This is a genomic window from Arthrobacter sp. DualSoilB13 (assembly GCF_055389195.1).
This window is the reverse complement of sequence record NZ_AP035865.1, coordinates 2,205,102-2,223,717: the sequence shown is the minus strand read 5'-3', so window position 1 is coordinate 2,223,717 and position 18,616 is coordinate 2,205,102. Positions and strand designations below refer to the sequence as shown.

Sequence of the window (18,616 nt, the reverse complement as noted above, 5' to 3'; positions counted from 1 at the left end):
CGTCGCCTGGCTCACACTGACCAGCCTCGGCCAGTAGCTTCGATTCTGCCATTGTCTTCCAAGGTTTACTCGCTAAGAATGAAGCATGCCGGTATACATGAGGTCCCTTGAAACCGCAGTTCCGCAAACCATCCTTGTCCAGCAGCAAGCCCGAGACGTCTTCGCATCACAGCCCGGACTGACACGGCTGGGAACCCGACTAGTCAGCACATGCTTCGACTCAGCAGCCATAGACACCCGATACACCGCCGTAGCCGAACTCAGCCTAGATGCGCACCCCGAAAATCCGCAGTTTTTTGACCCCGAAACCAACCAGGTCCTCAGCCCCAGCACCAAGGTCCGGAATGAGATCTTCGCAACCGAAGCCACCAAGTTGTTCGTCGAGGCCGGCAAAGCTGCAGTGGCCCAGGCGCCGGGTATAGATCTTGATGACATCACCCACGTGATCACGGTGTCCTGCACCGGTTTCTTCAACCCCGGTCCTGACTACAAGGTGGTCCGCGCTTTAGGCCTCAATCCTGCCGTGCAGCGGTACCACCTGGGATTCATGGGCTGCTACGCGGCCTTCCCTGCCCTCAAAGCAGCCAAGCAGTTCTGCGTTGCAGACCCCACAGCGGTTGTCCTGGTGATCTGCGTAGAACTCTGTTCCCTGCATGTGAGGACGTCGAACGATCCCGACACCATCATGGGATCGGCGATTTTCGGTGATGGCGCGGCGGCCGCGGTCGTAAGTGCCCGGGAGCTGCAAGGGCCGGAACCGGCCATCCGGCTCGATCACTTCGAAACGGTCCTGACGCCGGTGGGCGAGGAAGCCATGGCCTGGAACATTGGGGACGAAGGATTCGAAATGGTCTTGGGATCGTACGTTCCGCACATCATTGAAGAACACATCACCGGTGCCTTGGCGCCACTGCTCGCCAAAGAGCCATCGTTGGATGGCTTGCCCTACCGAGATATTACCCACTGGGCCATACACCCTGGCGGCCGAAGCATCCTGGACAAAGTCGAGTCCAAACTGGAACTGACGCAGGAGCAACTGGTCCCGGCCCGGGAGACTTTACGGGAATACGGCAACATGAGCAGCGCCACGGTGTTGTTCGTCCTCAAGTACATGTTGGAGAGGGCAGCAGCCGAACATGAGGAACGGATCTGCTCCATGGCATTCGGCCCGGGTCTGACGGTGGAAACGGGACTCTTCACGCTGGTCTCCCCTGCTCTGTGAGTCCATTTGGGTCCCTGCGGGTCAGGGATGTGAAAGCCGTCGAGGAGATGGACAGGGCCGATTGCGACCCCACACGTCTCTACAGGACTTATGCGCGCTTCCCGGTGGTGAACGCCTTGCTGTCGGGATGGCACGGGACGTATCGTCAACGTCTCCTTCCGTTGCTGGCCGAGCACAGTGCGGTTTCGGTGCTGGACATCGGGTGTGGCAGCGGCGACGTAGCCCGGAGCCTGGTTCGGTGGGCCCGGCGGGACGGATTCCGGCTTACGGTGACGGCAATCGATCCGGACGAGAGGGCCTTCACCTTTGCGTCCCACAAGCCTCCAGTGGAGGGGGTCGTGTACCTCAATGCCCACAGTTCCGAGCTCGTCGCTGACGGCCGGAAGTTCGACGTCGTCATCTCCAACCACATCCTTCATCACCTCGACCCAGGGCAGCTTGCGGAGGTCCTTCACGATTCCGAGTCGCTGAGCCGGGGGCTGTGCCTGCATAACGATCTCAACCGAAGCAACATCGCATACATGCTGTTCATGGCAGGCTTCTGGCCTTTGGGTGTGGGCTCATACATGTGTGGTGATGGCTTGACGTCCATCAGGCGCAGTTACACCGCGGAGGAACTAAGAGCTGCCGTTCCGGCCTCGTGGTCGGTTGAGAGAAACGGCCCGTGGCACCACTTGCTCGTCCGTGCGCTCGAGGATGATCGTGACTGACGTCGTGATCGTTGGTGCCGGGCCGGTAGGGCTGTTCATGGGCGTGCTGTTGCTTCAGCAGGGGCATCAGGTCCGGATCCTTGAGCGCCGGAGCAGCAGGAGCAACCGTTCGCGGGCTATCGGAATTCACCCGCCGGCACTGGCGGAGCTGGCGCGCGCAGGTGTTGCGGACCATCTGATAGCAGCCGGTGTCCGCATCAATCGGGGTGTCGCTTACAGTCAGAGGCGCAGGGTGGCCGAACTCGGGTTCGACGGAGATGCCCGCTATCCATACATTCTGGCTGTGCCGCAGACGGTCACTGAGAAGACGTTGGAGCTGGCGGTGCATGATCTGGACGTCGGAGCCATTGTCCGGGGTGCCCATGTTCGGGAGGTTGCGGAAGAACGCGGCTCCGTGCGTACCGTTGCGAATTGTCCTGGCGGCGTTCAGGAGTTCAGAAGCCAGCTGGTGGTGGCTGCCGACGGCGCGCACTCAGCCATTCGCCGCCATTACCTGCCGGGTTTGCAGGCACGGGGCTATCCGGACTGCTACATTATGGGCGATTTCCCGGATGCCACCGGCCATGGCTCCGATGCGGTGCTGTACTTGGAGCCTGCCGGAATCGTGGAGTCCTTCCCCCTGCCACAAGGTCTCCGCAGATGGGTGGTGAGGCTGGGCTCGCCGGAAAAGAACCCGACGGCGGATAAGCTGGCCGACTTGGTCCTGGCCAGGACCGGTGAGGTGCTCCATGTTCCCGGCAACTCGATGCTCAGCGCCTTCGAAGTACGGTCGCGCCTGGCTCAACTCATGGTTCACGGCAGAGTGGTGCTGTTGGGGGACGCAGCCCACGAAATCAGCCCCATCGGAGGGCAGGGCATGAACCTTGGCTGGTTGGATGCTGCGGCGCTGGCCCCGATCATCGATGCTTCTTTCCGCGGTGCCGACGTCGGGCCCGACCTAGCGGCCTTTGAGAAGTCCCGCAGAAAGGCGGCGCGCCGCGCATCGCGCCAGGCTGGACTCAACATGGCTCTGGGAAGACCTCTCCCGCCTTACGTGATGTCAGTCAGGAATGCAGCTTTCGCAAGGGCCTTGGACATGCCGGCAATTTCAGGGCTGGCGGAGCGACGCTTCACCATGCGTTAGGTGCTCCGGGGCGTTGACCTGTCCGGGGCTGGGCTATTCGGGGGTTGTGTAATAGCAGTCGTACGTATCCTGGCTGGTGATCAACCCGTCCCGAAGCTCAAAGACAGCAGTGCTCCTGGCTCGGATGGTATCGCCACGGTCCCAGTGTGGAAGGTCAAGCAGCAAGGTGGCAGACCAGTTCATTTCCAGCACCACACGGTTGTCCTGGCTCGTTGTCCGGACCACCTCAAACTTCTGATCGGAAACGATGTCCTTGCTGTGGTCGGCGCCGGCCAGGGTCTCGGCAAGGTTCCGCGTTGAGCCGGTTTTGGACAGAGCATGCGGCCACTCGGTGAGCTTGAAATCGTCCGCCAGGAAGGGTCGGATTTCAGCGGCCCCGCCGCCGGCTTCCACCGTTCGAACGAACCCGAGTACACAATCCAAAGGGGTGGAATCCATCATCCATTGAGCCTAGCCCAACTCGGGAACGCCTTGTGGAGCGTTAGGCTCACTGTATGACGCACCAACCTCATCCGGGGGCCACGAGCCCTGCCACGGACTACAACCCGATCCGCATTCGTGACGCTGTTCGCCGGTTGCTGGATACGGAGGGGCTTCCGCCCATTATTCAGGCCGGACACCCCGTATTGCGTCAGCTGGCAGCGCCATACGAAGGCCAGCTCGACGATGCGGAGTTGGCGGCTTTCATTGAGCAGATGAGGGCTGTCATGCATGCCGCACCGGGAGTCGGTTTGGCAGCTCCCCAACTGGGCATCCCATTGCAAGTGGCCGTACTGGAGGACAAATACCCGGTGGAACCGGAGTCAGCTGCCGTGCGTCACCGGGAGCAGCTGGAATTCCTGGCCATCGTCAACCCGCAGTACCGCCCGCTCGGAACCGAGACCGCCTCGTTCTATGAGGGGTGCCTCTCGGTCAGCGGGTATCAGGCGGTAGTGACCCGTCACCGGAACGTGGAGTTGCGCTACACCAGTCCAACCGGCGAGTCCACGGAAGCCTGGTATTCAGGGTGGCAGGCCCGCATTGTGCAGCACGAAACGGATCACCTCCACGGCATCCTGTACTTGGACCGGGCCGAACTGCGATCGTTATCCAGCAATGCCGAGCACTCGGCGCGCTGGTCTGCTCCGGAGATTGACGAGGCTCGCCGGGCGCTTGGATTCTTTCGCTGACTCCGGCTAGTCATCCAGGTTATTGACCTCGGTGGGGAGGTACCGTGCCCACCAGCGGAGGATGTGCTCGAAGCGCTGCCTTCGGTGATGGGGGGTGCCGGACCGTGACAACTCGTGATCCTCGCCGGGGAAGATCAGCAAAGAGGTGTCCACTCCCTTCGCCTTCAGATGCGAGTAGTAGCGCTGGCCCTGTTCGATGGGGCACCGAAGATCGTTCTCGCTGTGAATGACCAGGGTGGGTGTATCGACACTTGAGACTACGGCCATGGGACTTTGAGCCTCCATTTGTTCCGCTGTTCCTCCGGTGTATTCGGTCCCGAAGAACCAGCCGATGTCAGCTGAACCTGCAAAGCTGACGGGGTCCAGGAAACCGCGCTCCACGATCGCGCCTTTGAACCGGTGGTCGTGCGCGATGGTCCAGGCGGTGAGATAGCCGCCGTAGGAGCCCCCCATGATTCCCACGCGTTCCTTATCCAAGGCGTCAAACGAGGCCAACGCTGAGTCCAGGAATGCCAGCACGTCCTGCATGTCCACAGTCCCCATGCGCTCCTTGACGGCGCGGCCGTGGGCTTGTCCGTAGCCGGATGAACCACGTGGATTGCACATCACAACGGCGTAACCGGCAGCAGCATAGACCTGGGCTTCGTCAAAGAAAGCACCGGTGTATTGGGCGAAAGGGCCGCCGTGGATGGAGAGGAGGACGGGGTGGGGACCAGGTCCGTCAGGGAACACCACCCAACCGTGCACAGGGTGCCCATCGGCGGATTCGGCATCGAAATCCAAGGGCTCCACCACCCGGGAGTTGTTGCGCATGGGGGCGGAGAAGTCCGTGAGGAGGCGGATCTCGCCGCGTTCCAGGGAGGCGACGTCCCCCACCGTGGAAGCGTCCGAGAAACTCACGGCCATTTCGCCGTTTGCAGCCACTGTGGCCCCGGTAACCACCTTGGCGCCATGAACCAGGGGTGTGATCCCGCCGATTGCGGTGATATCGAGCAGCTCGACGCTTCCCAGCGCTGTATTCAGAACCAGAACGCTGTCGGGACCGCTGGGCTCCAGCGGTCCCGACACATCCAAATGCTCGACGTCGGTCAGCGCCACCGCTTCTCCCCCAGCAATGGGCATGGCATACAGAACCGCGTTCCGGGCCACGAAGTCCTTGCCGGTGTCACCCAGGTCCTGCGCGGTGTAAAAGAGCCACTGGCCATCCGTGGAGGGGCGCACAGCCGTGACGGTCTGCAGGCTCTTGTTGGAAGGTTCGACGGCGGTTGGCTGGCCGCCGTCGGCGTCCACCCGATAGACGGAGGTGACAAGATCGTCGTCGTGTCCTTCATGGAGGGCGGCGACGAAGTAAAGGCGGGTGCCGTCGGCTGAAAAGGATGGTGACTCATGGTCTGAGTCACCAAAAGTGACCTGCCGTGCAGAGGGAAGTCCTGTCATCCCATGTGCGGGCTGTTCGTGCGCAGCCCTACCCCTCGCAGCGACTGCCGGCTCGCCGCCCAGTTCCGGCACTTCGACCACAAACAACTGCTGGCGCTGGTCAGCGGTGTAGCCGATGCCGTTCATCCGGTACTGGTTGGCGGTGATCAATCGGGCGTCTTCTCCGCCGGAGGTGACCCCATCCATAGTTCCGTAGCGTCCTTGTTCCGGCACCCGGGATTGGAACACAATGCGGTGGGAATCAGGTGCCCACACGAACCCACCTACGCCCGCGTGCTGCTCGGTGATCTGCTGCGGCTCGCCACCTGCGGCTTCCACGACAAAGAGTTGCGGCTTACCGTCCGGATCGCACCTCAGGAAGGCAAGAACAAGGCCGTCCGGGGAGAACGCCGGGGAACTGTCCCTGAATCCTCGTGTGATGCGTCGCGAATACTTGGTGGTGTCCAAGGGAATGCTCCACAACTGACCCACATAACTGTCAGCATCAAAATCCGGCCGCGTGACGGAAACCACCGCCTTGGTGCCATCGGGGTGGATTGCCGGGGCGGATACGGAGTTCAGCAGATGCAGTTGCTCGGGTTTCACGATGGTGAGCCTAGCCCGGCACTTCGGCCCCAGGCCCTAGACACTCCGGCCGCCGTAGGATTGGAGCCATGTTGTCCGATGCCGTTGCTGCCCTCCGTTGTCCTGTTTGCCAAGGGGCGCTCCAGCTCAGTCAGGGCCACCAACAAACCCTCGTCTGTGAGGCCGGGCACCAGTTCGACGCCGCAAAACAGGGCTACTTCAACCTGCTGACGGGCAAAGGCACGGTCTTCGAAGCGGACTCGGCAGATATGGTTGCCGCGCGGTACAGGTTTCTGGACGCAGGGCACTACTCCGGACTCGCGCAGGCTGTAGCAGCAGCGGCTACCGGATCACTTCAGCGCCCCGGGGCCGTGGTTCTCGACGCAGGTACTGGCACAGGCCACTACCTGCGGGCGGTCCTTGAGCGGTCCGGGGCATCAGGAATCGGTGTGGACATCTCCAAATTCGCGCTGAGGCGTGCCGCCCGGCTCAATCCGGAAGCAGCCAACCTGGTATGGGACATCTGGCGTCCGCTGCCCATGATGGACAACACCGCGGACGTTGTCACGGTAGTTTTCGCACCGCGAAACCCCGCAGAGTTTGCCAGGGTGCTTCGGCCGGGCGGCTCGTTGATCGTTGTGACGCCCCGGCCCGGCCACCTTGCCGAGATCGCAGCCCGGGCAGGCATGCTCAGCATTGAGGATGGCAAAGAGGAGCGGCTGGTGGACTCCATGCGGGAATATTTCGACTCCGGCACCAGCCAAAACCTCGACCTTCCCCTGACACTGAGCGGCCCGGAGGTGGCCGACCTCGCCTACATGGGTCCGGCCGGACACCACGTGCAGCGCGAAGAGTTGGCGGAGTTGGCCGCTGTGGAAGGTTCAGTGGCCGCCACTGCGAAGTTCCGGATCAGCGAATTCGCCGTGTCCTGACGTGGGACGGAACGTCGGGCTAGGATGGAGGAACAGCGACTGTGATCCCGCCCGCGGGATCCGGGACCAAGGGGGAAATGATGTTCGAATGGCTCGGCGAGAATTGGTGGGCTCTCTGGCTCACAGTCTTCCTCGCGTTCGCAGTGGTGGAGATGCTTACCCTCGACCTCTTTTTCATCATGCTGGGCGGCGGAGCCCTGGCCGGGCTGATCGCCGACTTCGCGGGAGCCGATTTCTGGCTTCAGATCGTGATTTTCTCCGTGGTCTCCCTCCTGATGATTGTCTTTGTCCGGCCTGTTGCCATGAAGCACCTGCATAAGGGGCCTGCGGAACAGCGCAGCAATATCGACCGACTCATCGGTCAGTCCGCCCTCGTCATCGAAGCCGTGAGCGGAACCAGCGGACTGGTCAAGATCGGCGGCGACGTGTGGAGCGCCCGCAGCACGGCCGGCGTTCTTGATGCCGGTGCAACAGTCCAGGTCACACGGATTGACGGTGCGACGGCGGTAGTAGCCTCGCCCGCCGAGAACAGCCCGCGCTAAAGCGCGCCCATAAGTTCAGCGGTTGCCGATGCGGGCAGCCTGCCCGCGTTCAGCCGCATCAAACCACGCAATTGGGGAATGAAGGAGATGTATGGACGGCTTAGGAGGAACAGCAGCAGCAATTGTGCTGATTGTTCTCGTCATTTTTGTCATCATCGTGTTGGTCCGTTCGGTGAGGATCATCCCGCAGGCACGTGCCGGCGTCGTTGAACGCCTCGGCAAGTATCAGCGGACACTCAACCCGGGACTGACCATCCTGATCCCGTTCGTCGACCGGCTCCTGCCGTTGCTCGACCTCCGCGAGCAAGTAGTGTCTTTCCCGCCTCAGCCGGTCATCACCGAGGACAACTTGGTGGTCTCGATCGACACCGTTGTCTACTTCCAAGTTACCGATCCCCGGGCCGCAACCTACGAGATCGCCAACTACATCCAGGCTGTGGAACAGCTGACCACCACCACACTTCGTAATGTGGTGGGCGGGCTCAACCTTGAAGAAGCACTCACATCCCGCGATCAGATCAATGGTCAACTGCGTGGTGTCCTGGACGAAGCAACGGGTCGCTGGGGCATTCGCGTGTCCCGTGTGGAGTTGAAGGCGATTGATCCGCCCCACTCCATCCAGGACTCGATGGAAAAGCAGATGCGCGCTGAGCGTGATCGTCGTGCAGCCATCCTGACCGCCGAAGGCACCAAGCAGTCGCAGATCCTTACCGCCGAAGGCCAGCGGCAAGCTGCCATCCTCGCGGCTGAAGGTGACGCGAAGGCGGCCATCCTGAGGGCTGACGGTGAAGCCCAGGCCATTCAGAAGGTCTTCGATGCCATTCATAAGGGCAACCCGGACCAGAAGCTCCTTGCGTACCAGTACTTGCAGACGCTTCCCAAGATCGCTGAGGGAAGCTCGAACAAGCTCTGGATCATTCCCAGTGAAGTCGGCGAGGCACTCAAGGGCATCGGCGGTGCACTCGGAGGCAACAACGGGGACTCCCCCGTCGGGCTCTTCGGCGGTGCTGAAGAGGCCAGGGCGTCCGAGCCTGCGGGAACACCCCAGCAGCCACGGCCTGCTGAATAACGCAAAGCGCAACGCCTCCGAGCGGTCAGCCATCCAGGCTGGCCGCTCGCTGTTTGTTCCTTCTTTTGAGTAGTGGGCGAAGATCCGCGTATAATGGGATATTTGTCCGGCTGGTTCAGCGTGGATGGAACATAAAAGCTTGGCCAGGCGTTGCAATTAGTGATGCAAGGTGTGCAGAAGTAGTCCGTAAGGGACGTGAAAACGGCTTACGGCTAGCGCGGGGTTCCTGCTCCGCGAACAGACAGAGGGAGTAATCATGAGCGATCGCAGCCTGCGGGGTATGCGTCTTGGCGCCCAAAGCATGGAAACAGAATCCGGCGTTGAACCGGCACCGCGCCAGCGGGTCGAGTACCGTTGCGAGGATGGCGAGCAGGTCTTCGTAACCTTCTCCTCCGAAGCCGAAATTCCCCCCGTTTGGGTATCCAAGACCGGCAAAGAAGCGCTGCTGGTTGATGGCGAGCGTCCTGTGGATGCCAACGAGAAAGCTGTCCGCACCCACTGGGACATGCTTCTGGAACGCCGCAGCCTTCCCGAGCTCGAACAGATCCTTGAGGATCGTCTGAACATCCTGCGTGAGCGCCGCGGAGAGCGCCGCTCCGCCTAGACGGTCACAGACTGTCAACAGAAAGGCCGGGTCCGGAATCCCTCACGGGAGCCGGACCCGGCCTTTCTGTGTTCTGAAAGTGTGGAGTTGCGTGTTGGGGTTACTTAGCTTCTGCCGATGACTTGCGGGTGAGCTTTGCCCACCGGGCTGCGAGTCCCCATTTGGTGACGTTGATCATTGCCTCAACCACGATGTTGCCGCTCATCTTCGATGCACCGAGCTCTCGCTCGACAAACGTGATGGGGCGCTCTTCGATGCGGAGCCCAAGCTTGGCCACGCGCCATGCAAGATCCACCTGGAAGCCATAGCCAACGGACTCCACCTCGTCCAGGTTCAACGCTTCCAGCGTGCTGCGTCGGAAGGCTCGGTAGCCCCCGGTGACGTCCTTGATCTTGACGCCCAGCATAATGCGGGCGTAGGTGCTGCCGATGCGGGAGATTGCCTGGCGGTAGAGCGGCCAGTTAACTACGCTGCCACCTGGAACCCACCGGGAGCCCATGGCAAGATCTGCCCCGTCCTCCACGGCCTTGAGCAGAAGAGGCAACTGCTCCGGCTTGTGCGAACCGTCGGCATCCATTTCCACCAGGACGTCATAGCCTGCGGCCAGTCCCCACTTGAAGCCTGCGATGTAGGCAGCTCCAAGGCCTTCCTTCCCTTTGCGGTGAAGGACATGCACCTGGCTGTCCTTTGCTGCGAAGTCGTCGGCAAGCTTTCCCGTGCCGTCAGGACTGTTGTCGTCGACCACCAGGACATCGGAGTGCGGCACTGCTGCGCGCAACCGTCCCAATGTCACGGGGAGCGATTCCAGCTCGTTGTAGGTGGGAATGATCGTCAAGACACGCAAGAAGAGGCCTTTCCTTGATGGAGCGGTCAGTGCGCCTGAGCAGCCTGGCGGCTTGCAATCTGGCGCAACTCTCCATTATAGGACGACGGCGGGGACGCATTTGGCGGCTGTGATGACAGACACAGGCCACGCTTTCGTCGCCGCGGACATCAGACCCGCAGTGACTCGTGGGCGAACAATTCGTGTCCCTCCCGGACGGTTTGTAGGCAACGGGGGTCGCTGCCGGTGTCCAGGGCCGGCAAGAGCGGCGTCCGAGCGCGGGGATCCGTGCTCCATGACTGCACCCGGCTATCAGCCACCTGGACCATCAGTTCATCCACTTCCCACACGGCGAAACTCGCCGGAGCGCCTGGTACCAGCTGCCCCATGAGGGGGTTCCGGTGCTTGGTAGCCCGCCACCCCGCCCGCGTGTGCCCCAGGAAAGCGGCACGAGCCGAAATTCTCTGTTCCGGGTTGCTGTGCTCCAAGCAGGCTCGAACGCTCGCCCACGGGCGGAGGGGGGTTACCGGGCTATCGCTTCCGAAGGCTATGGGGACGCCGCTCGCGTAAAAGGAAGCAAACGGATTCATCTTCTGGCTGCGGGCACCCAAACGCTGCTCGTAGAGACCACCTGCAGCACCCCATAAGGCGTCGAAAACAGGCTGAACACTGACCGACACGGAGTACTTGGCCAAACGATCGATGGCGGACTGGTCGGCCATTTCCACGTGTTCGAGTCTGTGGCCGGCTGCCCGGATACGCTGCTCCCCCACCTCGGCCGCTGCGGCGTCAAAGGCGTCCAGCACAGCGCCCAGACCGGCATCACCTATGACGTGGAAGCCGGCTTGGATCCCCAGCAGCGACGTGGCTACAAGGTGGTTGGCGGCCTCGTCCACTGAAAGGTACAAACTCCCGCGTTGACCGCCGGCATCGGAGTAATCCTCTGCGAGGGCCGCCGTGCGGGATCCGATTGAGCCGTCCATGTTGAGGTCACCAGCGAGGCCCAGCACCTTGGTGCCCAAGCTATCCAGAATGGCCTGCGCTTGCTCCTGTGAGGCGGCAAGCTCGCCCCAGTAAGGGAGAACCTCCGGCATGTTCGCGAGCTCGTTCCAGGACGTGGCCATTCTCAGGTCCTCAGGCCCGCAAATGTGAGGTGCGGACATCTCGGCCATGGCAACGTAGCCGTGGGAAGCTGCTTCCTGCAGCGCCGATTCCTGGTAGCTTCGCCGGTCCGGCTCCTTGAAATTCCTGGCAGTGAGGCGGGCGGCCGTATGTGCTGCCCGGACCACGCGGGCTTCCCCGGAAAAGCCGTCCAAGGTGGTAAGCCCAGCTGCCGCAGCAAGCGAGGCCGAAACGAGGGCTGAATGGACGTCGATGCGTGAGAGGTAGACGTGCCGTCCGCCGGCCGCTCTTTCGATCTCTTCCAACGTTGGGAGGCTGGGATCGTTCCACGTCGTTTCATCCCAACCATGGCCCAGCACCGGACCAGTGCCGCCGGCGGAGGCAACGGCGTCGAGCAATTCCCTCGATGAGCGGACCGCGTCCAGCTGCAGTCCCGACAGGGCAAGGCCCGTCTCCGTCAGGTGTGCATGGGAGTCGACAAAGCCCGGAGCAAGGAGGGCGCCCCGGAGGTCGATGATCTCCATGGACGAGTCGGCAATGGACGTCGCGGCCTGCTCGGAGCCCACCCAGGCAACGGTATCGCCGTCCACCACCATGGCTGTGGCAAAGGGATCTGCCGCAGTATAGATCGAACCATTTCTGTACATAGTGACCTTGCGGCCCTTGGTGTTGCGGTCCGGGCCGGTTGGCGCGCCTGGCTGGTTCATGCGTTCTGCTCCTTGAACATGGAAAGCTGTCTTTCGGGGAAGGTGGGCTAAGCCACCGTGGAGTAGGCCACCACACCGCGGCGGACCACATCAATTGATTCCCGGCATATGCGTGCCACACGTGGGTCCAGCTGCGGGATCTTGGCCAGCTGGTCAAGGAGGTCCACCACTTGCTTGGCCCACCGTACAAAGTCTCCGGCTGCGAGGTCGGTGCCGCTCAGCACGTCCTGAAGGTGGCGGCCCCTGGCCCACTTGTACATGGGCCACACCAGTCCAAGTTCCGGTTCGCCGGTCAAAGGCAGCCTGTTGCGTTCCTCAGTATCTTCGAGTTGGGACCACTCGCGGATAACGATGTCGACGGCCGATTCCAGTGACACAGAAGGCATCTTGGGCCGCAGCCCGCGGTCTTCCCGTTTGGCCTGGTACACCAAGGTGCTCGCCAAAGCGGCCAGTTCAGCAGCGTCGAGGTCGTCGATGGCGCCGCGACGAACAGTCTGGGAAATGAGCAGGTCCTTCTCGCCGTAGATCCGGCGAAGCCTCTGTCCGTCGGCACTGATGGTGACGTGTCCGGCGTCGTTCGTTTCCAGGTATCCGTAAACCGAAAGAACATCGCACACACGGTCGAACGTCTTGGCAATAGTGTTGGTCCTGCTTTGGATTTGGCGGACCAGCCCGTCGGTCTCCCGGCGCAGCTTCCACCAACGCTCCGACCACCGTGCGTGGTCTTCGCGTTCGCTGCAGCCATGGCAAGGATGGGCCCTCAGCGCCCGCCGAAGATCCGCGATCTTCTTTTCCTGATCCGGCAGGCGGGCTCCGAGACCAAAGTCTTCGTGCCTGCTGTTACGCCGGCTGTGGGGAGCGTCTTCGCTGACGGCGTGCCGCATGGCTGAAGCGAGGTCCCGGCGCGCCTTGGGAACCTTGGCGTTGAAGGACTTCGGGATGCGGATACGCGTCACCGGAGACACCGGGCCATCGAGGTCGTGGACGCCGATGCGTCGCAGCTGGTTGTCGGAGGTGAGCACCGAGGGCCGCGGTTCACGCGCATTCCGGTCCACCTCCAGCACCACAGCGTGTCCCGCGAGCCGGCCGCTGTAAATGCTGATCACATCGCCGGGAATTAATCGCGTGAGGGAATCAGCAACATGGGACTTCCGGGCGCGTTGGTGGTCGCGGGCGGCGAAATTCTCAGCATCGCTGAGTTCGCGCCGGAGCTTGCCGTATTCTGTGAAGTCGCCCAGGTGGCACTGCATGGATTTGGCGTAGCCTGCCAGCGACTCTTCACGCCCACGCACCTGCCGGGCAAGTCCAACAACGGATCGGTCAGCTTGGAACTGGGCAAAAGAGGATTCGAGGATCTCACGTGCCCGGACCCGTCCGAACTGGGCAATCAGGTTGATGCTCATGTTGTACGTAGGACGGAAACTGGAGTTCAACGGATAGGTGCGTCGGGAGGCCAGTCCGGCCACTGCGGCGGGGTCTGTACCCGGCTGCCAAAGCACCACGGCATGGCCTTCGACGTCGATGCCGCGACGTCCGGCACGCCCGGTGAGTTGGGTGTACTCCCCCGCCGTGATGTTGACGTGCGATTCCCCGTTGAACTTTTCCAGCTTTTCAAGCACCACGCAGCGCGCGGGCATGTTGACACCAAGAGCCAACGTTTCGGTGGCGAACACAGCCTTGACCAGGCCGTCGGCAAAGAGCTTCTCCACCACTTCCTTGAAGGTTGGAAGCATGCCCGCGTGGTGGGCAGCGAGGCCCCTGATGAGCCCGTCCCGCCAACCCCAGAACCCGAGGACATCGAGGTCGTCAGCCGGAATCTCGTGGCTGGCCTCGTCCACCCGCTGGGCGATGATCTGTTGTTCCTGCTCGGTGGTCAGCCAGAGGCCTGATGCTGCACACTGCGCTACGGCTGCGTCACAACCTGCCCTGGAGAAAATAAACGTGATGGCAGGCAAGAGGTCCTGGCGCCTGAGGCTCTCGATCACCTGGGGACGGCTTGCCTTGCGGACTGGACTACGCTGCTCTGACTGTTGCCGCTCGTCGCGATAGCGGTCCTGACGACGGCGGCTTCTGCCGCCGTGTCCAAACCGGCCATTCATGCTCATCCGGCTTTCCGAACGGGCCATGGCCAGCAGGTCCGGGTTGACCTCGAATTCGGGGCCGGTAACTGCCTGACGAGCCGTGACGGCTGACGAGCGCTTGGATGAGACGCGCCGGCGATCCGTGGTGGTGGGCTCGGCCATGACCTCTTCTGCATCGGAGAGGTCAGGCACCTCCGTTTCCTGTGCTCCCGGGGCTTGGGGCGCGATTTCGTCAAAAGAGGTGTCACCGGCAAAGAGATCCACTATCTCCCGCCCCACCATGACGTGCTGCCAGAGGGGCACAGGGCGGTGCTCGGAAACGATCACGTCTGTATCGCCCCGCACAGTGTCCAACCAGGCGCCGAACTCTTCGGCGTTGGACACTGTGGCACTCAGCGAGGCAACCTGCACTTCGCTGGGCAAATGGATGATGACCTCTTCCCACACTGCGCCGCGGAAACGGTCGGCCAGGTAGTGGACTTCGTCCATCACCACATAGCCCAGGTCTCCCAAAGTTTCAGAATCGGCGTAGAGCATGTTCCGAAGGACTTCGGTGGTCATAACCACCACAGGAGCTTCGCCATTGATGGTGGTGTCGCCCGTCAGCAGACCAACGTTTGCCGCACCGTATTTCGCGGCCAGTTCCGAGTACTTCTGGTTGCTCAATGCCTTGATGGGAGTGGTGTAAAAGGCTTTGAGTCCCCGTTCCAACGCCAAATAGATCGCAAACTCGCCAACGATCGTCTTTCCGGCGCCGGTGGGAGCTGCTACAAGGACGCCGCGGCCCTCCTGAAGCGACCTGCACGCTTCGCGTTGGAAGTCGTCCAGTTCGAAGTCCAGGGAGCGGGCGAACGCTCCAAGGTAAGTTTTTGACTCAGCCGCCCGCTGGGCTGCCGCCTGGTAACGGTCTGATGGAGATGAAGACCCGGAAATGGAGGACATGCATCAAGCCTAGTGGGCCAAGGTCTAGAGATTCTCCAGATCCGAGGCCGGGGTTGCGATGTCTGCCGTGGCTTCAGTCTCAGCGGCGCGCTTGATGGCCCTGCGCTCACGGCGCCTGTCATTCAGCACGCAAATACCGATTGCCGCGAAGAACAGGATCAGCATGGGGGCAGCGAGATAGAACATGCTCATAGCGTCGGCCCCCGGAGCGGCCATCGCAGCGAACAGGCACACCAGGAAAATAGTGATTCGCCAACTCTTGATGAGTTGCTTGCCCTTGATGATTCCAGCAAGGTTCAACCCCACCAGGACCACGGGTATAAGGAAGGCGATACCAAAGGCCAGCAGGAGCCGGAGGACAAAGGCCAAATAAATTTCAGCGCTGATGAAGTTTGAACCGCCCACCGGGGTGAAATCGGTCAGCACCCGCACGGCGTTGGGGAGCACAAGCCACGCAAGCAGCACACCACCGATGAACAGCGGTACCGCAGCTGCCACGAAGGACAGCGCAAGACGCCGCTCCTTCTTGTGGAGTCCGGGGACAATGAAGGCCCACAGCTGGTAGATCCAGACAGGGCTGGAAAGGATGACGCCGAGGAAGACCGAAACCTGGACCATGAGGTCGAAGGAACTGGCCACGCCATCAAAGTTCAGTGTGGCAGCCCGTCCCTCCTTTTCGTTGAGGTCCTTGATCGGCTTGATCAATGCTTCCAGGAGGGGCTGGTAGACGATGAAGCCCACCACGGTCCCCACGATGACGCCGATTGCAGCCTTGAAGAGCCGGTTGCGCAGCTCCTTGAGGTGATCCAGGAGCGCCATCCGGGCTTCGGGGTTGGCTTTGCGCCCCTTCGTTTCTACCACTTCTCTTTAGACGCGGTTGGAAGGCGGTACGTCAGTTTCGCCGTTGTTCTTGGCCTTGACGTCCGGGTGGCCTACAACCTTGCCTTCGACGGCGTCGGAAGCGTCCTGGGAGTCCTTTGCCTCCGGGGAACCATCCTTCTTCATCTCCCGGACTTCAGACTTGAAAATACGCATCGACTGCCCGATGCTGCGCGCCATGGACGGCAGCTTCGGCGCTGCAAAGAGCACCAGGGCAAGAACGATGATGATGATGAGATGCCAGCCTTCGAGCCTCATATGGGGAGGTCCTTTCCTTTTGGATACATCCTACGTCTATCTGAATTCAATGTCGTGCAGGGACTGCGGCTGACCCCGCTCGGCTTTGCGCTTGACGCGCCGTTGACGACGAACTTCCTGACGGAAGGCTTTGGCCGTCTGGTAATCATGACGCATCTGCTCCGGGGAGGCAAAAATTGCGGACCCCGGTTCAGGACGCGGTTCCGTTGCTTCAACGTCGGAGGTTTCCGGGACAGGGGAAAGATTGCTGAAACGTTTACCCGCGGCACCCAACTCGTGAACAGTTGACATGAATTTTCTGTACAAGCGGTAACCCAGTGTCAGGTGAAGGAGCAACGAAAGGGCTATAAGCGCGATCCACAACAGGATCCAGAACCACCAAGGCATTTGAGTAGTCTAGCCAGCCTTGGTGCCCGACGGTGAGTCGTACTGAGCCAGGGCGGCGTCGATCCACTTCCGGGTTTCCTCCCGCACGGACAGCGGTTCGAGAATCCGGACCGCGCCGCCATGCTGGGATACAAACATGGGCAGCCACCCTGCGTCGCCAAACCTCACCTCGGCGAGCAGACCGCCGTCGGGCAGTTGTGCGGTTCTTTCGGCGTAGTAGTCATCGGCAAGGCCGGCACCTTGACGGGTCAGTTGGAGGGTCACCAGGACGTCGTCGTCACCGGGCGTGAACAACCGGGCCGGGAAGTCCTGCCCGGCAGTTGCAGCCACGGAGACAGCCCGGCCATTGGCCTCCAGGGCTTCCACCCTGTCCAACCGGAAGTTTCTGATGCCGGCCTTGCTGTGGCAGTAGGCCTCGAAGTACCAGGTATTGTCCAGGGAGTAGAGCCTCAGGGGGTCGACGTCGCGCTCGGTCACTTCGTCGCGTTGCAGCGAGAAGTACCTGAGCCGCAGCTGCCTGCCTTCCCTGATTGCCTGGGTTATCGCGGCAAAGGCTTGTGATTGCTCTGGCGCCACGGATTGGCCGGATACGGAGCCGGCCAGTCTCGCTGCCTGCCCCGCAGCACCTGTCAGCTTGATGGTGACTGATTCCAGCGCACTGGCTGACTCGTCCTGGGGCATGCCTGCCAAGGCAGGCAGGTCTCCCAGCATGGCCAGTCCGGTCAGCAACGCTGCGGCTTCGTCTTCACTGAAACGCACGGGACGATTCAGATCCAGGTGTTCGGAAATGTACACGTGATCGTTTTCCCATTGGATGTCCAGAAGATCGTCCGGATACCCCTCGGGCAGGCCTGAGCAGATCAGGATCTTCAGGTCATCGATCAACGCCTTGCGGCTGATGCCAAAGTGATCAGCGACCTGTTGGATATGCAGGCCCTGATGGTGGACCAGGAACGGCACCAGTTGCAGCATGCGGGCAAGTTGATCTTCGGACGTGCGCTTCCGTGCCCGGGGCGTACGGCCCGCTTCAGGAAATTCAACAGGCACTGGCGGAGCATCATCAAAGTCTGCAGCAGCTTGGAGGCGGCGGACGACGGCGGAGCGCAGTTCGGCGGGTCCCTCCACCTTGAGGTGGGGGCCATAGGATGCCAGCTCTTCTGCCAGTTGCTCCGGATCCCTAAAATCCACCACTATGCGGTCACGGTCACTGTGCTCCGGGGCCCCTTCGGCGCGAGCAGACCTCTTGCGCAGGGCAAGCAACCTGTTCTTTTCGACATCCAAGGTGGCTTGCCGGATAGGGAGCTCGTTGAGTTCGTCCAGCTCAGCCCGGGCGTCGAAGCCTTCCGGGGGGTGGAAGGTGCTGGTGGCGACCACGCTGACCGCGGTGGTCATCCGCGAGAGCCTGAAGAGCCTCTTGGCTCCCCTCCCCCGGTCCAGGCCCACGAGGTACCACTGGCCGAAGCGGCTGCCCAAGCCCCAAGGCTCCACTTCCCGGACTTCTTCCAGCCCCGTGCTGACCGCAAGGTAGCCGAAGCGGACCGGGTGCTTGCCGTGCATGGCCGCAACGACGTCGTCGAAGGCTTGTCCAGCGGGTTTGATCCGTGGCTGAACTCCAGCAGGGAGATCCACGTCCGTGAAGCCTCCTGCGGCCTGCAGCTTGCGGACGGCGTTGGCCGCTGCCGTTCCCAGCGCGGCCCGTTCCCACAGCTGTGCAGCAAGCAAGAGCACGGTGCTCTCCGCAGGCGTCAGGTTCACATCAGGTAGCCGGTTGGAGTCCTTGCCGATGCGGTAACGCGCAGAGGCGGGGTCGTCCGCGCCGAAGTTTCGCGGATCCATCAAAGTCTCGATCTCGAAGCCAAACTGTTTGAGATCCACTTTGTCGCGCTCGAACATCCGTCCAAAGGCGACGTCATTCTCAGCTGAATCGTGGTACACCTTTTCACGCAGCACGGCACGTGGAAGGCCAACTTTGGTGTTGAGCAAAGCAAGGAGAAGGTTCAGGAGGCGTTCAGTGCGGGATGCGGACACCCTTGCTACGTTACTAA

17 protein-coding genes are annotated in these 18,616 nt (G+C 61.7%); 8 read left to right on the top strand and 9 right to left on the bottom strand.

The window, feature by feature from the left end:
• The first annotated feature begins 85 nt into the window (after positions 1-85).
• The 3 genes from ACZ5J0_RS10150 to ACZ5J0_RS10140 are packed head-to-tail and all read left to right on the top strand — an operon-like array spanning position 86 to position 3,055.
• Positions 86-1,222, top strand: a complete 1,137-nt coding sequence (locus tag ACZ5J0_RS10150) for a type III polyketide synthase (protein ID WP_142939144.1) — start codon at positions 86-88, stop codon at positions 1,220-1,222.
• A complete protein-coding gene (locus ACZ5J0_RS10145; RefSeq protein ID WP_464093062.1) occupies positions 1,219-1,932 on the top strand; it encodes a class I SAM-dependent methyltransferase in 714 nt (237 codons plus the stop codon). Before ACZ5J0_RS10150 ends, ACZ5J0_RS10145 begins: the two co-directional genes overlap by 4 nt.
• The gene (locus tag ACZ5J0_RS10140; protein ID WP_464093061.1) at positions 1,925-3,055 is read left to right on the top strand and encodes an FAD-dependent oxidoreductase; all 1,131 of its coding nucleotides are present in this window, start codon (positions 1,925-1,927) and stop codon (positions 3,053-3,055) included. The genes ACZ5J0_RS10145 and ACZ5J0_RS10140 overlap by 8 nt, the downstream gene beginning before the upstream one ends.
• A gap of 33 nt (positions 3,056-3,088) precedes the next feature.
• Here ACZ5J0_RS10140 and ACZ5J0_RS10135 read toward each other — a convergent pair whose 3' ends face one another.
• Positions 3,089-3,496 carry a nuclear transport factor 2 family protein gene (locus ACZ5J0_RS10135; protein ID WP_464093060.1) on the bottom strand — a complete coding sequence of 136 codons (408 nt, stop codon included), beginning with the start codon at positions 3,494-3,496 and terminating at the stop codon, positions 3,089-3,091.
• Positions 3,497-3,549: 53 nt separating this feature from the next.
• On the opposite strand from ACZ5J0_RS10135, the gene ACZ5J0_RS10130 reads away from it, so the two are divergent.
• Positions 3,550-4,224, top strand: coding sequence for a peptide deformylase (locus ACZ5J0_RS10130; protein WP_250820227.1), 675 nt, complete (start codon positions 3,550-3,552; stop codon positions 4,222-4,224).
• A gap of 6 nt (positions 4,225-4,230) precedes the next feature.
• Here the strand turns inward: ACZ5J0_RS10130 and ACZ5J0_RS10125 are convergent, their stop codons facing one another.
• Positions 4,231-6,246: a S9 family peptidase gene (locus tag ACZ5J0_RS10125; protein WP_464093059.1), complete on the bottom strand. Its 2,016-nt coding sequence runs from the start codon at positions 6,244-6,246 to the stop codon at positions 4,231-4,233.
• Between the two features lie 68 nt (positions 6,247-6,314).
• Between ACZ5J0_RS10125 and ACZ5J0_RS10120 the strand changes: the two genes are divergently transcribed.
• The 4 genes from ACZ5J0_RS10120 to ACZ5J0_RS10105 all read left to right on the top strand — a co-directional run bounded on the left by ACZ5J0_RS10120 (position 6,315) and on the right by ACZ5J0_RS10105 (position 9,372).
• Positions 6,315-7,157, top strand: coding sequence for a putative RNA methyltransferase (locus tag ACZ5J0_RS10120; RefSeq protein WP_142939150.1), 843 nt, complete (start codon positions 6,315-6,317; stop codon positions 7,155-7,157).
• A gap of 80 nt (positions 7,158-7,237) precedes the next feature.
• The gene (locus ACZ5J0_RS10115; RefSeq protein WP_105691804.1) at positions 7,238-7,699 is read left to right on the top strand and encodes an NfeD family protein; all 462 of its coding nucleotides are present in this window, start codon (positions 7,238-7,240) and stop codon (positions 7,697-7,699) included.
• 91 nt (positions 7,700-7,790) lie between these two features.
• Positions 7,791-8,768, top strand: coding sequence for an SPFH domain-containing protein (locus tag ACZ5J0_RS10110; protein ID WP_166840685.1), 978 nt, complete (start codon positions 7,791-7,793; stop codon positions 8,766-8,768).
• A 256-nt stretch (positions 8,769-9,024) separates the two neighbouring features.
• On the top strand, positions 9,025-9,372 hold the full coding sequence (locus tag ACZ5J0_RS10105; RefSeq protein ID WP_011774875.1) for an RNA polymerase-binding protein RbpA: 348 nt from the start codon (positions 9,025-9,027) through the stop codon (positions 9,370-9,372).
• Between the two features lie 100 nt (positions 9,373-9,472).
• Here the strand turns inward: ACZ5J0_RS10105 and ACZ5J0_RS10100 are convergent, their stop codons facing one another.
• From ACZ5J0_RS10100 to ACZ5J0_RS10070, 7 genes are all read right to left on the bottom strand, one after another.
• On the bottom strand, positions 9,473-10,216 hold the full coding sequence (locus ACZ5J0_RS10100; protein ID WP_166840687.1) for a polyprenol monophosphomannose synthase: 744 nt from the start codon (positions 10,214-10,216) through the stop codon (positions 9,473-9,475).
• A 149-nt stretch (positions 10,217-10,365) separates the two neighbouring features.
• Positions 10,366-12,024, bottom strand: coding sequence for an amidohydrolase (locus ACZ5J0_RS10095; RefSeq protein ID WP_223940351.1), 1,659 nt, complete (start codon positions 12,022-12,024; stop codon positions 10,366-10,368).
• A 47-nt stretch (positions 12,025-12,071) separates the two neighbouring features.
• The gene (locus tag ACZ5J0_RS10090) at positions 12,072-15,047 is read right to left on the bottom strand and encodes a DEAD/DEAH box helicase (protein ID WP_464093058.1); all 2,976 of its coding nucleotides are present in this window, start codon (positions 15,045-15,047) and stop codon (positions 12,072-12,074) included.
• A 24-nt stretch (positions 15,048-15,071) separates the two neighbouring features.
• Positions 15,072-15,908 (bottom strand): twin-arginine translocase subunit TatC, encoded by an 837-nt coding sequence (tatC, locus tag ACZ5J0_RS10085; RefSeq protein WP_142939154.1) that lies wholly within the window; start codon positions 15,906-15,908, stop codon positions 15,072-15,074.
• Positions 15,909-15,914: 6 nt separating this feature from the next.
• On the bottom strand, positions 15,915-16,184 hold the full coding sequence (gene tatA / locus ACZ5J0_RS10080; protein WP_142939155.1) for a Sec-independent protein translocase subunit TatA: 270 nt from the start codon (positions 16,182-16,184) through the stop codon (positions 15,915-15,917).
• 36 nt (positions 16,185-16,220) lie between these two features.
• The gene (locus ACZ5J0_RS10075; RefSeq protein ID WP_166840692.1) at positions 16,221-16,571 is read right to left on the bottom strand and encodes a hypothetical protein; all 351 of its coding nucleotides are present in this window, start codon (positions 16,569-16,571) and stop codon (positions 16,221-16,223) included.
• Positions 16,572-16,580: 9 nt separating this feature from the next.
• Positions 16,581-18,599: a helix-turn-helix transcriptional regulator gene (locus ACZ5J0_RS10070; RefSeq protein WP_464093057.1), complete on the bottom strand. Its 2,019-nt coding sequence runs from the start codon at positions 18,597-18,599 to the stop codon at positions 16,581-16,583.
• Positions 18,600-18,616 lie beyond the last annotated feature (17 nt).

Coding starts and splice junctions, on each gene's coding strand:
- ACZ5J0_RS10110 (WP_166840685.1), top strand. CDS start 7,791: ATGGACGGCTTAGGAGGAACAGCAGCAGCAATTGTGCTGATTGTTCTC.
- ACZ5J0_RS10075 (WP_166840692.1), bottom strand. CDS start 16,571: ATGCCTTGGTGGTTCTGGATCCTGTTGTGGATCGCGCTTATAGCCCTT.
- ACZ5J0_RS10095 (WP_223940351.1), bottom strand. CDS start 12,024: ATGAACCAGCCAGGCGCGCCAACCGGCCCGGACCGCAACACCAAGGGC.
- ACZ5J0_RS10150 (WP_142939144.1), top strand. CDS start 86: ATGCCGGTATACATGAGGTCCCTTGAAACCGCAGTTCCGCAAACCATC.
- ACZ5J0_RS10120 (WP_142939150.1), top strand. CDS start 6,315: ATGTTGTCCGATGCCGTTGCTGCCCTCCGTTGTCCTGTTTGCCAAGGG.
- ACZ5J0_RS10130 (WP_250820227.1), top strand. CDS start 3,550: ATGACGCACCAACCTCATCCGGGGGCCACGAGCCCTGCCACGGACTAC.
- ACZ5J0_RS10135 (WP_464093060.1), bottom strand. CDS start 3,496: ATGATGGATTCCACCCCTTTGGATTGTGTACTCGGGTTCGTTCGAACG.
- ACZ5J0_RS10115 (WP_105691804.1), top strand. CDS start 7,238: ATGTTCGAATGGCTCGGCGAGAATTGGTGGGCTCTCTGGCTCACAGTC.
- ACZ5J0_RS10105 (WP_011774875.1), top strand. CDS start 9,025: ATGAGCGATCGCAGCCTGCGGGGTATGCGTCTTGGCGCCCAAAGCATG.
- ACZ5J0_RS10090 (WP_464093058.1), bottom strand. CDS start 15,047: ATGTCCTCCATTTCCGGGTCTTCATCTCCATCAGACCGTTACCAGGCG.
- tatA (WP_142939155.1), bottom strand. CDS start 16,184: ATGAGGCTCGAAGGCTGGCATCTCATCATCATCATCGTTCTTGCCCTG.